The organism is Flavobacterium notoginsengisoli (genome assembly GCF_042686225.1).
Classification (GTDB): Bacteria; Bacteroidota; Bacteroidia; order Flavobacteriales; family Flavobacteriaceae; genus Flavobacterium; species Flavobacterium notoginsengisoli.
Window position 1 is genome coordinate 872,580 of the sequence record NZ_JBHUOT010000001.1, and the last position, 15,770, is coordinate 888,349.

General features: G+C 37.0%; 10 protein-coding genes. 3 read left to right on the forward strand and 7 right to left on the reverse strand.

Going from position 1 to position 15,770, the window contains the following annotated elements; translation table 11 throughout:
* Window positions 1–552: 552 nt before the first annotated feature.
* Complete coding sequence (locus ACFS3A_RS03725) at window positions 553–1,341, reverse strand: NUDIX hydrolase (RefSeq protein WP_330913109.1); 789 nt, start codon at window positions 1,339–1,341, stop codon at window positions 553–555.
* A gap of 111 nt (window positions 1,342–1,452) precedes the next feature.
* Between ACFS3A_RS03725 and ACFS3A_RS03730 the strand changes: the two genes are divergently transcribed.
* The 3 genes from ACFS3A_RS03730 to ACFS3A_RS03740 all read left to right on the forward strand — a co-directional run bounded on the left by ACFS3A_RS03730 (window position 1,453) and on the right by ACFS3A_RS03740 (window position 5,852).
* The gene (locus tag ACFS3A_RS03730) at window positions 1,453–1,575 is read left to right on the forward strand and encodes a hypothetical protein (protein WP_330913110.1); all 123 of its coding nucleotides are present in this window, start codon (window positions 1,453–1,455) and stop codon (window positions 1,573–1,575) included.
* Window positions 1,576–2,399: 824 nt separating this feature from the next.
* Window positions 2,400–3,134: a sensor histidine kinase gene (locus tag ACFS3A_RS03735; RefSeq protein WP_379823987.1), complete on the forward strand. Its 735-nt coding sequence runs from the start codon at window positions 2,400–2,402 to the stop codon at window positions 3,132–3,134.
* A gap of 315 nt (window positions 3,135–3,449) precedes the next feature.
* Window positions 3,450–5,852 (forward strand): sugar-binding domain-containing protein, encoded by a 2,403-nt coding sequence (locus tag ACFS3A_RS03740; protein WP_379823988.1) that lies wholly within the window; start codon window positions 3,450–3,452, stop codon window positions 5,850–5,852.
* Between the two features lie 575 nt (window positions 5,853–6,427).
* Here ACFS3A_RS03740 and ACFS3A_RS03745 read toward each other — a convergent pair.
* From ACFS3A_RS03745 to ACFS3A_RS03770, 6 genes are all read right to left on the reverse strand, one after another.
* The gene (locus tag ACFS3A_RS03745; protein ID WP_379823989.1) at window positions 6,428–7,243 is read right to left on the reverse strand and encodes an SDR family oxidoreductase; all 816 of its coding nucleotides are present in this window, start codon (window positions 7,241–7,243) and stop codon (window positions 6,428–6,430) included.
* A 50-nt stretch (window positions 7,244–7,293) separates the two neighbouring features.
* Window positions 7,294–9,648 (reverse strand): mechanosensitive ion channel family protein, encoded by a 2,355-nt coding sequence (locus ACFS3A_RS03750; protein ID WP_379823990.1) that lies wholly within the window; start codon window positions 9,646–9,648, stop codon window positions 7,294–7,296.
* Between the two features lie 88 nt (window positions 9,649–9,736).
* On the reverse strand, window positions 9,737–10,129 hold the full coding sequence (locus ACFS3A_RS03755; protein WP_379823991.1) for a helix-turn-helix domain-containing protein: 393 nt from the start codon (window positions 10,127–10,129) through the stop codon (window positions 9,737–9,739).
* A gap of 109 nt (window positions 10,130–10,238) precedes the next feature.
* Window positions 10,239–13,367, reverse strand: a complete 3,129-nt coding sequence (locus ACFS3A_RS03760) for an efflux RND transporter permease subunit (RefSeq protein WP_379823992.1) — start codon at window positions 13,365–13,367, stop codon at window positions 10,239–10,241.
* A 6-nt stretch (window positions 13,368–13,373) separates the two neighbouring features.
* Window positions 13,374–14,432, reverse strand: coding sequence for an efflux RND transporter periplasmic adaptor subunit (locus ACFS3A_RS03765; RefSeq protein WP_379823993.1), 1,059 nt, complete (start codon window positions 14,430–14,432; stop codon window positions 13,374–13,376).
* Window positions 14,433–14,435: 3 nt separating this feature from the next.
* Window positions 14,436–15,767, reverse strand: coding sequence for a TolC family protein (locus ACFS3A_RS03770; protein WP_379823994.1), 1,332 nt, complete (start codon window positions 15,765–15,767; stop codon window positions 14,436–14,438).
* Window positions 15,768–15,770 lie beyond the last annotated feature (3 nt).

The window sequence follows — 15,770 nt, forward strand, 5'->3', positions numbered from 1 at the left end:
AAAGCAATTATATGGAAGAAATAGATTCCATAAGAAAGACTAAGAAATCAATTTCAGCTGGAAAGTATCTGAGTTAACTCAAAACGGTACAAATCTATTGGGCATAAATCGATTGGATGATTTGCAATAAATTTGAAATCTGTACCGAATCCTTTTTTTGTTATTAGATTGATAATTTAAGAAATGGAATGAAGTTCTCTAAAAACTAAACATCATGATTAAAAGCCTTGAATGCTCATTTGGCAAGGCTTAAAGAAAGCTACATAGAGTCATAACGGACAACTTATCTTCTCTGAAATAAGTCTATACAAAAACTTAACAGTTTACAAAGCAAAAAAAGAAGATAATACTGGGATACAAAATAGAATATTAACCATTCACGACACCCTATTACGACGATATCTTAGATTCCAAACTGCTACTTTCAAAGCAGATTTGCAGTTATAATTTCAAAGAAACAGCAGCTGTAATAATTAGAATTAATGTCTAATAAAAAAAAAGTTCCACAAAATCAGCAAGAAAAATATATTGCAAAAATCTACCGTAAAAAAATTAAAGGGTTAATGCTAATCTCTCATTTAAAGCGTTTGTATAATTAGTCTTATGAAATTTATATAGAAACGGTGAACGATGCTGACCAATATTTCGTTTCTCTTCCAATTTCTCAATAATTTTCATAGTAAGTAATTTATTTGGAAAATTTCTTCTGTGAAGCTTCTTATCTAATATCGTTTCATATAAGGTTTGAATTTCAGGTAAAGTGAATTTCTCTGGCAATAATTCATAACCTATTGGCTCATGAAAAATTTGGTTTCTAATCGTTTTTAAAGCAACATCAAATATTTCATTATGATCGTACGACAAATTATTTGGTAGTTCCTCTATATTGACCCATTTATAGTCATCAAAATATAAGTCTGATTTGATTATTGCTTTCGAACAGTCAATCAAAGCATAGTAGCCAACACTAAATGTGCGTTCTAATAGCCAACAATCTTTAGAAATCTCTACTATTGGCAATTTATTAGTTTCATCTATTGTAATAACTCTATCATCATTCATCCTAAATGCACTGTCTCCAAAGTTGTGAAATTGCTTCAGAAAAACATTATCTAAAGAAGTTCTTTCTTTTAAAATTCTTGTAGCTGCACCTGTCAATGATTCAGTACGTTTTATAAAGCCTCCTGGAAGTGACCAATCATTTTTTGCATTAGTTTTTAATATTAATACTTTTAATTGTCGGTTTTCATAGCCAAAAATAACACAATCAATTGTGATGTTTGGAAAATATACTTTATAACCATTTTGAATAAAGTCATTTAATTCATCTATCGTATCCATAAAAACTATTTATAATTTTAGCCCAAATATACAAAGAATAAGTAAAGAATTTAAGTTGATAAACGCAACTAAACACCCAATTAACGATATTTAACTAAACCAAAATCAGCAATGGAGCAGTTAGTATATTTTGATGATGGTTCAATTGCTTATGCCTGCTCTTTGAATTCACTAATGGTGTTTTTTATTCTTATCATATTGTACATTCTTCATCTTCCTATATTTTTGGCTTAGGAGCAATGAGATTCCATTTTTCTGCTGTTGAACATATTTACGGCATGACAAAAGGGGAAAGCTTGTATCAGTTTAGGTTTTCATCAAAAAATGTATAGATATTTATTTTATATATTTTTAAGAAATAAAATTGAAACTGGATCTTTTTCAGAGTTTTCAGAACGGAAAGTAATATTGCGGAATTCGGGCTCGTTTGTATAATTTTTAACCTGCATTTATTGTATATGCAATTGTTTATTACCGTCTTGAATTTTATGAAATTCTATTTAATAAATAGATTTATAATGAAATTATAATGGTTTTTATCTTTAACCTTAACTTGTAGAATTCTTCATGCCCTCAAACTACTGTTAGCCACATCTAGTTTGAGAACTTACTTATAAATAAAAATTTAATTTTTTCAAAAAAAAAGAGAAATGTGCCCGATTCAAGTTTGATTGCTTAACGATAATAAAATAAAAATTACGCTAATGGCGTTCATGTAATTTCCTAGATCACTTAACTCCATTCTTAAAATTATAAGCTAATTTTGTTTTATGAAACTAATGAAGATTTACCAAAATTTTTGGCTAAGGAATTTAGCTGTATTTACATTTTTTATACTTCTGATTTACTTCTGCGTTTATGTAGATTATGGTGATAAAAATGAATTTAAGAATTTAGGCTATTTTGGTATCCTATGTAAAATCATCATAGGTTTTTTACCAGTATATTTGTTTCAGACACTTAGTAATGTTGTTTTTATAAATAAACTTTTTCTTAAAAAGAAATACATATTTTTTTTCCTATCGATAATTCCATTTTGGTTTGTCGCCCAAAAAATTATGAACTGGTGCTCCAGATTAAATGGTGTGGAAGAATCCACACTAATTTCAACGATGGCTGCAGCTATAAGCGGTTCAGGAATTTATGCGCTTCATTTATATGTTTTAAAAAGTTTAATGCAGGGGAGAAAGGAACTTGTTAATACTCAGCTGGAATTAGCTCTTCTCAAAGAACAGTTGAATCCGCACTTTCTTTTAAATGCTATGAATAATTTATATGGGGAGGCATTGTCCTTTCCTGATAATGTAGCTGAAAGAATTTTAAATCTGTCAAAACTGCTGCGGTATCAGGTTGAAACTTCAAAAAAAGACTTGGTAATTTTATCCGAGGAGTTTAATTTCATCAAGCAGTATTTAGACTATTATAAGTTTAGAAATGAAAGGCTGATTGTGACGCAGAGCATTTTTGGTAATATGGAGGATATTTATCTGCCTCCTTTACTATTTATGTCTTTATTTGAGAATGCTGTAAAATTTTCCTCTGAGACGGATGATCCGCTTATTGAATTTGAAATGACTGTAAAAGACAACAGTCTGTGCTTTATGCTTCGGAACAATTATATTGAAAAGCAGGCTTTAAATTCGGGCACTGGTGTGGGACTTTCAAATTTGAAACGACGTTTGAAGGTGTATGATTACCATTATGATTTTACTTATTATGCAGAAAATGATGTATTTGTAGTAAAATTAAATTTATGGGGATTATGTAAAAGTTTTGAAGTAATCAATAATTGATTTTTTTGCTTTTTTATCGTTGGATACTTCTTATGTTCATTTAATTCTATTTAAAATTTTAGAAAAAGACTCTAAACGGCTGCATTATCTAAGCAACTTAGAATAAGTTTTCAGCCGAATTGTATAAATATTTCTGATGGAGAAATAAAGTTTTTCTTCTCCAGTGCTCAAATAGCAAAATCAATTTTAAAAAAAATATAGTAAAAAATATAATTGTATATTGTACACTTATAATTAACTGAAAGATGTATGCTGGTTATAATTTTGCTAGTGGAAGCGTACATCTTTATTTACATTTTATATCTACCTTATTAAATGAGAACACTACAATATTTCTGGGCAGCAATTTTTGCACTAGTGAGCACTACAATAGTGGCACAAAACAATATATCTGAAAAAAAATCAAAAATTGATTTTGGATGGAAGTTTAAGCTGGGAGATTATCCTCTTGCATCAGAACAGAATTTTGATGACAGTATGTGGCGTGAACTAGATTTACCCCATGACTGGAGTGTAGAAGGCAATTTTGATGCCAAACATCCTATGGGAAATGATGGAGGGTATCTTCCGGCAGGAATTGGATGGTACAGAAAAGTTCTGAATGTCGCATCTTCGCAAATGAACAAGAAACTCAGTCTTTATTTTGAAGGCGTTTACATGAATGCTGAAGTATTTATTAACGGAACTTCGCTGGGGATCCGCCCTTATGGCTTTTCTTCATTCTTTCATGATATAAGTCCGTATGTAAAAGAGGGTAAAAATGTTGTTGCTGTAAGAGTAGATAACTCGCAGCAGAAAAATTGCCGTTGGTATACAGGATCAGGAATTTATCGTCATGTTTGGCTAATTACTGAAAATCCTATACATGCAACTCAGTGGGGTACAATTATCACAACTCCTCAAGTTGACGCCAAACAGGCCTTGGTTAATGTTCACGTAAATGTTCAAAATGAAACAAATTCCTCTGAGCAGGTAATAGTGGAAATAAATATTTTGGACAAGAAGAATAAAATTACTGGCAAGTCGTCACTAATGGTAGATATTCAGGCAAATAACAGTAAAGATATTATTGAAAATATTATTGTAAAAAGTCCATATTTATGGGCTGTTGAGAGTCCGAATTTATATCGTGCAGTCATAAAGATTTTTCAGAAAAATAATTTACTGGATCAATCTAATATTTCATTTGGAGTTAGAAAAATAGAATACAGCGCTGCTAAAGGTTTTATTTTAAATGACAATAAGTTAAAGCTTAATGGAGGATGTGTTCATCATGACAATGGACCTTTGGGTGCAGCTGCTTATGATCAGGCAGAAGTTAAAAAAGCGGTATTGTTAAAAGGAGCGGGATTTAATGCTGTCAGAACAAGTCATAATCCTCCATCAGAAGTTTTTTTGCAGGCATGCGATTCTATAGGTTTATTGGTTATAAATGAAAGTTTTGATGGATGGCGTGAAGAAAAAAACACATATGATTATTCAATCTATTTCGACAAGTGGTGGAAAAAAGATATTGAAGCACTAGTAATGAGGGATCGAAATCATCCTTCTATAATTATGTGGAGTATTGGTAATGAAATCATAGAGAGAAAAACTCTTGAAGCTGTACAGACCGCCCATAAACTGGCAAATCATGTACGTAAACTAGATTCTACCAGACCCGTGACATCGGCTATGACGACATGGGATAATGACTGGGAAGTTTTTGATCCTTTGTTTGCAATGCATGATATAGGCGGATACAATTACCAGATGCATCGAGCTGTATCCGATCATGAAAGAGTGCCTTCACGCATCATTTTACAGACAGAGTCTTATCCTAGAGATGCCTTCAATAACTGGAAAGCCGTAAATGATAATTCCTATATAATAGGTGATTTTGTTTGGACAGCCATGGATTATCTTGGTGAATCAGGCATTGGCAGGTATTATTATAAAGGAGATGTAAAAGGTGAACATTACGAGCGTGATTTATTTCCGTGGCATGGGGCATATTGTGGCGATATAGATCTAATAGGATGGAGAAAACCAATATCCCATTATAGAGAGATGCTTTATAGTTATAGAGAGATGCTTTATCTGGCTGTTAAAGAACCAAATAATTACTATGGCGAGATCCAAGAGACATTATGGTCAGTATGGCCAACATGGGAAAGCTGGAACTGGCCTGGATATGAGGGTAAGATGATTGATGTAGAAATATATTCTACTTATCCTTCGGTGCGACTTTATCAGGACGGTAAATTGGTGGGTGAAAAATCAACTACAAGAGAAGAAGAATTTAAAGCTGTATTTCAGATTCCTTATAAAGCGGGGGAATTAAAGGCAACAGCTATATTGAACGGCAAAGAAGTTCAAACGCAAATTCTAAAAACAGCAGGAAAAACGTCTTTAATTAAATTAACCCCGGATAGAACTGCTCTAAAAGCAGATGGACAGGATTTAGTATATATTAATATAGACCTTACGGACTTACAGGGGGTCCGAGAACCTAATGCTGATAATCTACTAAGCTTCGAAATTGAAGGGGAAGGCATCATTGTAGGTTCAGCTAATGCAAATCTTAAAGATACAGCCTCGTATGCCTCCAATAAACGAAAAGCGTGGAAAGGTCAGGCGTTAATTATAATAAAAAGTAAAAAAGAGAAAGGAAGTATTATTTTGAGCGTTAAATCTCCGGATTTAAAAGATGTTTCCTTAAAACTTAAAGTTGAATAATCATAATGATTAATTTTGATTCTTTAAGTCGATAAACAGCAAGGAGGCGTATCAGAACTTTGCGGTTTATTCTTTCAGATTTAGAAAAAGAATAGTAATTTAATGTTTTATTAAATTGTTTTTTTTTATTAGTTTAAATTAAAAATAAGCTACCTGTAAAGGTTATATTAAATTTTAAAACCTTGGTTTGGCAGGAATTATTTTTGCCTGAAATCTATTTTTTTATAATAAAGATGTACACGATTCTGCCACAAAACATGGAATAGTAAGATATCTTTAAAAAGATTCTTAACATTTTGTGGCAGAACAGGTACCCGTTCCAAATTGGCTCCGCTGTTCCATAAAACTTAATTACCAAATCTCTAAATAATTTTCAGGTAATTTAGGGGATTGACTTGCTTAAATGAATGTTGTTTTAAATAGACCCAATTGAAAAAATGCCCATTATTTTTAGAAAATATATTAAAAATATTTTGATCCTTTTTTGATATAAAAATCCGAAAAAAACACAGCTTATTTACAGCAGAAGAGGATATATCAATATGATACAGCGCTGCTATTTCCATACTAAAATCTTAATGGGAATTCAATTGAAGATTTTTAGTAAAAGAAGTTACACCTCCATCTATCAGTAAGTCTGTACCAGTAATAAAGCTGGCTTGGGAGCTCTGCAAAAATTCAACGGCTGCCGCAATGTCTTCCGGCGTTACCATTCGCTTCACAGTAGCATTTTCCAGCGTATAATTCTTTGCAGACTGTTTTCTTTTTTCCACCCCTACCATAGGATTAGAAATTATTCCGGGGCTGATAGAGAGGATTCTTGCACCTTTTTCAGCCCAGTTTACGGCCGCTGCCTGAACTTGCAGAATATTCGCTTTTTTTGAAATAGAGTAGGCTTCTGCACTTTGTTTGATCTCCAAACTGTCAACAAATATTTTTAACTCGTCTGCAGCAGCTGACCATTGCTGCTTTTCAAGTATATTGTCATATCGAGTGCTCATATGCCCTGCCATACTAGCTATAATGATCCCAACGCTACCTGCTTTCATGTGCTTTTGAAATGTTTCGATGATCCGGCCTGTACCTATCAGGTTAACATCCAGTATACGCTGCGCATCAGACATAGTAGGTGAGAGTCCAGCTGTATGGATTACAGCATGGATCTCGCCGAGCTGTGAGGCAGTTTCAGCAAGGTCCTCAACGGATTTCCTGTTAATTATATCCAGTACAACTGCTTCAACTTCATATCCTGCATTGATTAGTTCTCTCGCAGCAGCATGCAGTTTCATGTTATCAAAATCGGCCAGTACTAGTCTGTTTCCTCTGCCGATTCTTCTGGCAATGGCTATGCCCATACCTCCAATACCTATTATTACAATTATATTTTTCATGCTACAGCTGATTTTATAAATATTTTCAAATCTAAAAAGCATTAGTTTTTTTAAGTTGTAAACGTGATTCCTCTGTCTTTGAAATCATAGAATAATGCCTGTCTTGCATTGCTGAGTACTTCTTCGGTTCGGTATATGCTACACCAGAATTTTATAAGAATCTTGTAGTTATCTTCTGATAAGGCGTTGTAAAAAATCTGCGGCGCTCTGCTGTTCTCTACAAGCGGAACTTTTTCTAATGTTTGCAAGATTATTTGGCTTATGTTTTCTGGTGTAATGTTCCCATTTACAGTGCAGTTCATTTCTACCAGTTTCAAGTTGTCAGTATAGGTCCAGTTGGTAATATTCTGGGAAAGTATATTTCCATTAGGGATTATAATTTCCGCACCGCTTGCAGAATTGATTTTGGTACTTCGCAGCCCCATGGATTTAATTCTGCCAGACTGGGAACTTACTTCGATTATATCGCCGACCTGGATAGGCCTGTCAAAAATCAATATAATTCCTGAAACAAAATTTGTCACAATATTCTGCAGACCCAGACCGATACCTACACCAAGGGCACCAATTACAATACTCAGCTTGTCCATCGGCATTCCTGAGGCGGCAACTGCCAGCAGGTAACCCACAATCAGTACGATAAGTCTGGTGATTAATAATTTGGAATGCTGCTGTTTATTAATATTTTCTTCGTCTTCGTCATTATCCACTTCACCAAAAAAGTAAGCCACGTATTGCTGCAGTAAATGGGCAATCCACACAATTATAAAAAACAGCAGTACACCAGCCAAAGTAAAACTAACACTTCCCAATACAATTGGTTTATGCAGTAATGTTCCGGCTGCAGTAGCCAGAGATTCCCAAATATTAAGATTTGAAGCAATAACGATAAACCACATATAACTAATCAGTAATACAAAAGGTTTTCTAAGGGTTTGAGACAGGGCTTCCTGATTAAAAAGTTTATCAATTCCACGCTTTAATCTGGTTGTATAGATTTGCAGCAGAATAATTTCAAGTACAATTTTCAATAATACGCTTAGCGCAATGATCTGGGTAAGGGCAATAATTGCAGCTAAACTCAACATGTGTGAAATCGTAACCCTTCCAAATATATTGGCTATTATTGAGATGGCATTAAGACTGATAAAAATGACACTTGCCCATTTGAAAAAACCTTTAATATAAAGCTGTTCTCTAATGCTTTTAAGCTGTATTATTCCATATCGTATTCCCAAAATATTGACCGCAATAAAAATGCATCGTTCCAGAAAGCTGACATCAACAAATAGATCAAAAAAGCAAAGCACAACGTATATAATAACCAGAAAATACCAGTTGGCAAGTGATTTCTTGAGCCAGTTCTTTTGAAAAAGCAGCGATAGTATTCCAAGTAAAAAGAATTGCAGCAGTTCGACATATAAGGCTGGAGCGTGCAGATTAGTTACAATGGCAATATTCAGCCCTAATACTGCTGCGGGAAGCCAGACGGAAGAGGTAAGATATTTAAAATTAAGCTGACCGAGATTATGAAATTTGTCCAAAGATTTTATAGTGTTGATATTTCTTTTGATATACCATCCCATGGCTGCCATAAGCAGGACCAGCACCAGCAGTCTGCTGAAATTATAGTTAAAGTAATAGGCCACAACATTTTTTTCAGCCTGCCATTTGCCATCAATATTAGACGAAATCTTTGTATTTCCGGGCTTTGTGCCTAAATCCCATAAATTAAGATATTCGTTGCCAAATAAATTAATGCCTGATTTTTCGAGTTTTTTCTGTACGGTAATTACTGCATTGGCCACAGATAGATTTGCATTTACGACAAGTCTTTTCTGGGCAGTCATCGTATTGATGTTACTGCTGATTATGCTGTCAGCATGTATATACCTGTTTTTAAGGTTATGCAGTTCTAGGTTAAACTGTTTTATACGCAGGGTGTCTTTGACCAGTGCCATAAAAACAGTATCTCTGGCGATGCTGGAAATCTTTTTTTTGATTTTTGCCAGTCTTTCACTATCGGCATCAACCATCTTGTTCTGCTGCTCCACATTAAGCTGCAGTTCGCTGAGCATGGTTTGGTACATCTGCTGGTTGCGCACGTTTGAACTTGACTGCTTAAGACTTTTAAGGATCAGGTCGATGCTTTTTTTATTTTCCTCAATAGACTTCATAAGCCCAATTGCAGCAGTGCCAAATTCAGCATCTGACTGAGCCGTTTCCAGAATATCTGCGGCTCTTTCAATGGCCCTTAAATAGTCGGAATCTGTTAAGGTGCTGTTGTTGAATAATGCTCCCTGCGTCGGTTTTATTGCCGCCGTTGAATTTTGGCAGTGGGCTGATAGTCCGAACAGTACTGATATTAATAGTATTATTGGTGTTATTTTATTTATTTTAGGCATTTTACGCAGGTTTTAATAGGAGTGTTTTTATTTATAAATATGGCAATAGTTTAGAACTATTGCGGATTAATATTTTTTTGGCTGAACTTTAAAAGCAACTGTTATTTCCAAATTTTTCTTTGTAGCTGTGAAGTTCGCAATCGACCCTTGTCAGCAGTTTTTTCAAAAGAAATATTTTATCTTCATAGAGTTTTATTTCTTTTTTGCTTTGAGTGCTGATGTTGATGCTGCCATTTTTATTCCCGGTCACTTTATTGGAACTATTGAAGTATTTTTGACTGTCGAAAGAAATTGTGTCAACAATATTGACTTCTAAAATTTCAGAAATTTCAATAAGTTTATCAAAAGTCAGCCTTGTTTTTCCTTTCTCAATTTTATTATAACCCGCTTGTGTAATACTAAGTTTTTCGGCCATGTATTGCTGGGTGTAATTTTTTAATTCCCTGAGATTTTTTATGTTATCAAATATTTGGGGCTTCATGTAATATTTAGTTCGCGGTCTTACTTGTTAAGCCAGAGCAAGAGTCATTTAAATGTCATGAAGAAGGCTTAGATCTACAGTGTGATATTGATTTTCTTTTCCTTCATTCTTAAACTATTTCTTGATTCGGATCTAAATCCGTATTTGGTCCCTTATTGGTAAAATGCTCCTGTAAACGCTCAATAATTAAATACATCGAGGGTACCACAAACAGCGTAAGTATCATGGAACTTGTAAGTCCTCCAATAATTACCCAGGCCATTCCATTTTTTATTTCAGCACCTGAGCCGCTGGCTAAAGCAATTGGCAGCATGCCCAGTATCATCGCAAGTGTCGTCATAAGGATTGGACGGAGCCTTTCTTCCCCAGCTTCTATCAGTGCGTCTTTCACATTTTTTCCCTGTTTTTTAAGGTGGTTGGTAAAATCCACAATTAAGATAGCATTTTTTGACACCAGACCCAGAAGCATGATCATTCCGATGATTGAGAAAATATTAAGTGTTTCCATAGTAAGTGCCAGGGCAAGTAATGCTCCAATAAGCGCCACGGGTATAGAGAACAGCACCACAAAAGGATAAACCGCATTCTCGTATAGTGCCACCATGATCAGATATACCAGCAATATGGCAATGAGCAGTGCCATTCCAAGGCTCCCAAATGCATCACCCTGATTTTTAGCATCGCCCAGATACTCAATGGTAATTCCTTCAGGAAGTTTAATTGATGCAGTTTTCTCCTTGATGTCCGAGATGATTGTTCCGGTCGGTCTTCCTGCGGCATTGGACTGCACGCTGATGGTGCCCAGACGGTCACTTCTCTGCAGGGTGCTTTCGCCTATTGATTGGGTAACCTCCGCAAATTGGCTTAAGACAAAAGTCTGTCCGTCATTGTTTGCAAAAGCAAGATCTTTTACACTGTTGATATTATTGCGGTTGAACTGGTCAAGCCTGATTAATATATCATATTCACTGCCGTCGTTTTTAAACTGGCTTTTGTCATTTCCGCTGAATGAATTTTGCAGTGCAGCACCCACCTGACTGGCGTTTATGCCCAGCAGTGTCATTTTTTCCCTGTTTAGTTTGACTTTGACTTCGGGTTTAGGATCCTTAACAGATAATTGGACAAATTGCGTACCCGGCACCTGGGCAACTGCTTTAAGGTATTTTTCAGCAGTTTCCCTTACTTTTATAAGGTCAACTCCCTTCACGGCTATTTGAATAGGAGCAGCATTACTGCCGCCTGATATTGAAGTAGGCGAGGCGGTAAATTTTGCTCCGGGTATTGCCTTGGTTAGTTTTCGCTGCATGGCAATTCCAAAATCCTCTGCTGTGATGGAACGCTCTTTTTTATCCACCATAGTTACAGTCATTTCTGCCAGATTTGCATTACTTGAAGTCCCTGAAACACTTCCGCTGACAAAGCCGACACTAGAGAATACTTTTAACACCTCAGGCTCGGCCATAATCATTTTCTCTGCCTGCTGGGTGAGTATGTTGGTCTTGTAAATCGCAGTAGAAGGGTCAAGTTCAATGTTGATGGCCAATTCTCCCTGATCACCATTTGGGATAAAGGCTGCCCCGACATAACCGGCAGGTATCAGAGCAATGGAGGCGATTATAAGTATAATGATTCCTGAGAGTACATATCTTTTTCTGCCCAGAGCCTTTCTAAGCAGTTTTCCATATTCGGCCTTAAGTACATCGATGAAGTGTTCGAAACCAAGATTTATCCTTCCCCAAAGGGTGTCTCTGCTAAGTTCTTCAACTTTTCCAAACCTGCTGGCAAGTAGAGGAGTGATGGTAAAGGAAACAAACAAACTCATTAATGTTGAGAATACCACTACCAGTGAGAACTCGCGCAGCAGTGAACCAATTATACCTCCTGAGAATGCTAATGGAAGAAATACCACCACATCTACAAGGGTAATGGCAAGGGCTGTAAAACCTATTTCATTTCGTCCCTCAAGGGCAGCAGTACGTTTGTCTGAGCCCATTTCAAGATGCCTGTAAATATTCTCCAATACCACTATGGAGTCATCAACAAGGATGCCAACTACAAGTGACATAGCCATTAAAGTCATTAGGTTCAATGAAAAATCAAAGAAATACATCGCAATAAAAGTTGGAATAATTGAAGAGGGAAGTGCCAGAAGCACAAACATGGAACTTCTGAAACTATGCAGGAATGCCAGCATTACAATCCCGACAATAAGAATTGCCAGCACCAAATCTTCCATAACGGCATCTGCCGATTTTAGGGTGTAGATACTCTGGTCGGAGGATATATTGAATTCCAGTTTTTTAGATTTGTACTGGCTTTGTATTTGATCAAAAGCTTTTTTAACCTGTTGGCTTACATCCACGGCATTGGCGTCTGACTGTTTGATGATCTGAACACCAATGGAGGGAAGCCCGTTAATATGATTGATAGCAGTTGTTTTTGCCGTAGCATCCAAAACTTCAGCTATATCACGCAGGTAAATGTTTCCCTGACCCGGCCTCTGGCTTATAATAAGCTCTCGGAGCTGCTCTACTGAACCAACATTGGCATCGTAGCGGATGGATAGCTGCTGGCTGGCAGTCTCTATACTTCCTGCCGGGAAGGAAAGATTGGAGTTGTTCACTGCACTGGTAACGGTGGCTATAGAAAGCCCATAGGCACGCATTTTATCCTGATCGATGTTAATTTGTATCTCGCGCTCGTCACCTCCAATAATGTTGACCTGTCCCACACCGCTGACATTCTGAAGCACAGGGCGAAGCTGTTTATCTACAAGTTCATAGAGTTCTCGAGGTGGTATGGAAGCCGTAATACCGGCATTGATAACAGGGGTTTCTTCCAGGTTTATTTTGTTGACCTGAGGACGCTCTGCATCATCTGGAAGATCATTAACAGCCTGATCGGCTTTACGCTGCACATCCTGTTCTGCTTTGTCAATATTGGTTCCGCTTTTGAACTGGATGGCTATCTGTGAAACACCTTCCTGCGAGGTAGAAGTAATCTTGTCAAGACCTTCTACCGAGGAAAATACATCTTCTAATTTTTTAGTTACTGAGCTCTGTATTTCGGTTGCTGCGGCACCTCCATAAATAGTTGTTACAGAAACCGTTGGGACTTCAATTTTAGGCAGCAGGTTGTAATTAAGATTGCTATAAGTGACAGCGCCAAATAATATCAGGACGGTAAAAATAACAATCAGCAGCAACGGCCTCTTGATGGAAATTTCTGTTATAGACATAATTTTTTATTTTGAAATGCTGATTAACGCGTCATCTTTCAGGTTGATTTGTCCCGATGTTACTACTTGTTCTCCTAGCTGTAAACCGCTTAAAACCTGTATGTTGTTGCCATGCTCACTGCCGGTTTTTATTTGACGCAGCTTTGCCTTTCCATCCCTTACCACATAGACAGCTGCATCTTTAGTGCTTTGGGTTAACGCCTCACGGGGAATGAGCATGACTGACTGATTGGTTTTTCGAGAGAAATCGGTGTAGACAAAAGTGCCGGAGCGAAGTGGTGCAGCCTTATCATTCGAGGCTCTAATCTCCACTGCATAACTGTGGGTCTGATCGGCCTGCGGACTGATATATGAAATTACTCCTTCAAAGCTTTTTCCTGGATAAATATCGGTGGTTAGTTTCACTTTCTGGCCTTCCTGTATCTTGTACACTTCAGTTTCAGTAAGGTTTACCTGTACTTTAAGCTGCGACAAGTTAACTATCGTGGCTATTTCGCTTCCACCTGATAAAAACACCCCTTCTTCAACAGCTTTAGAACCAATTATACCGCTTGTGGGTGCTTTTATTTTAGCATCATTGAGCTGTTTTCTAACCTGATCAGCTGCATTGACTGCATTTTGGTAATTCTGGCGAATTTCATTTACCTTTTCCTGCGTGGCAGCATTTCCCTGTAATAGTTCATTATAGGTTTTCAGGTCATTTCGCAGTTTAGCGGCTTGTGTTTCCGCTTTTTGAAGGTCCAATTCAAGCAGTTGCGAATCGATAACAGCGAGCACCTGGCCCTGAGCCACCCTGTCCCCGAGATTGAAAAGCAATTTCTGCACATTTCCGCTTGTCACCGAAATTAGTTTAGCTTCCCTAAAAGGCGCTAGAGCACCAGTTTTTACCATATTGATTTCCTGCAGCTGTTCCTTGACTCCACTGACTGTTACAGGGATTCTAATTAGCTGTATCTCTATTTTATTATTACTTTGGTTAATCTTGCTTTTATTGGCTGCGAGTTTAAAAATTATGAGAACCACAAGGGCTGCGAGAATCAGTATTACGATATATTTCTTATTCATTTTTTAAAGAGAGTTATAAAATATTTTTAAAGTTCCGGCGGCTTTTTCAAGATCGATTTTTGCCTGAAAGTAGGAGTATAGGGATTTTAGATAGCTGTTTTGTGCTTCTTTTAATGAATTTTGAGTATTGAGCCAATCGGTTAAATCAGTAACACCTTTTTGAAACTGCAGGTCTGTAGTTTTCAAAACAGATTCCGCCAGAATCACATTTCTTTGATTATTGTCGACATTGGCCTGCTCCTGCAATACTTTGGTGACAGCATTCTGGTGATCTACTTTATAGCGGCTCTCGTCTATTTTCAGCTGCTGTTCTGCATTTATGCGTTCAATTTTTGCCTGGCTGTACTGGGCATTTCGCTTGTAAAAATCCAAGATTGGAATATTAAGTTTCAGTCCGATTGCCGCGAAGTCCGAAACGTCACTGTAGGTCTGGCTGAGGTTTTCACCAAAACCTACCGCACCGTACCGTGCATATGCATTCAGTTTTGGAAGACCTTCCGCCTGTATGCGGTCCTGCTGGATATCCAGCAGTTTTATATTGACTTCGGAGAGCTGGTAATCTGTTTTTAAGGAAGCTTGAAAATCGGATTTGGGATCTTCCAGTAAAGCCTGCGGAGCAGCGTCACGTGTTATGGAATTTACCACTAAGGTTTGATCAATGGGATACCCCATTTCAAACTTAAGCTCATTTTCGGCCAGTTTCAGGTTGCTCTGTGCTACGCGCAGCTGTGATGTTGTATTGTTAAAATCTACGCTTACTTTATCAAGATCTTTTTGCAGGGTAATTCCTTTGCTGACCTGCAGCTGGAAAATTTGGATCTGTCTGCTGTAGGTTTCCAAATTGCTCTTCAGAAAATTAAGCTGCTGCCTGTATACGGAAATCTGGAAATAAGCGGCGGTGATATTGTAAATAAGGGCTTCCTGATTTTGCTGGCTGTTAAGTTCTGCCTTCTGTCTGCTGTATTTGTTAGCTTTTAGCCCCGTAATGAGAGCTTGGTCGTACAGGGTTTGATCTAATTGCGCTGTAGCATTGGCATTAAATTTTTGAGCAAAGGCAACCCTGATCGGTTCGTCACCAAACACTCCTGCCGGAATGACGCTTTCCTGCAGTTTGAGGTTATTGTCCAAGGTTGAGGTCAGACTGATTTTTGGAAGGTAGTCAGCTAGAACTTCTTTAGCTTTGGCATCAGCGGCAAGTCTGTCATTGTCATAAATGGAATTGCTGCGGTTATTTTTGAGCCCGTATTCGATACACTGCTTAAGAAGCCAGGATTCCTGGGCCGTCATATGTGCAGAGATCAGCACAGCCAGTAGTACTATTGTTGTTTTGTTCATCTT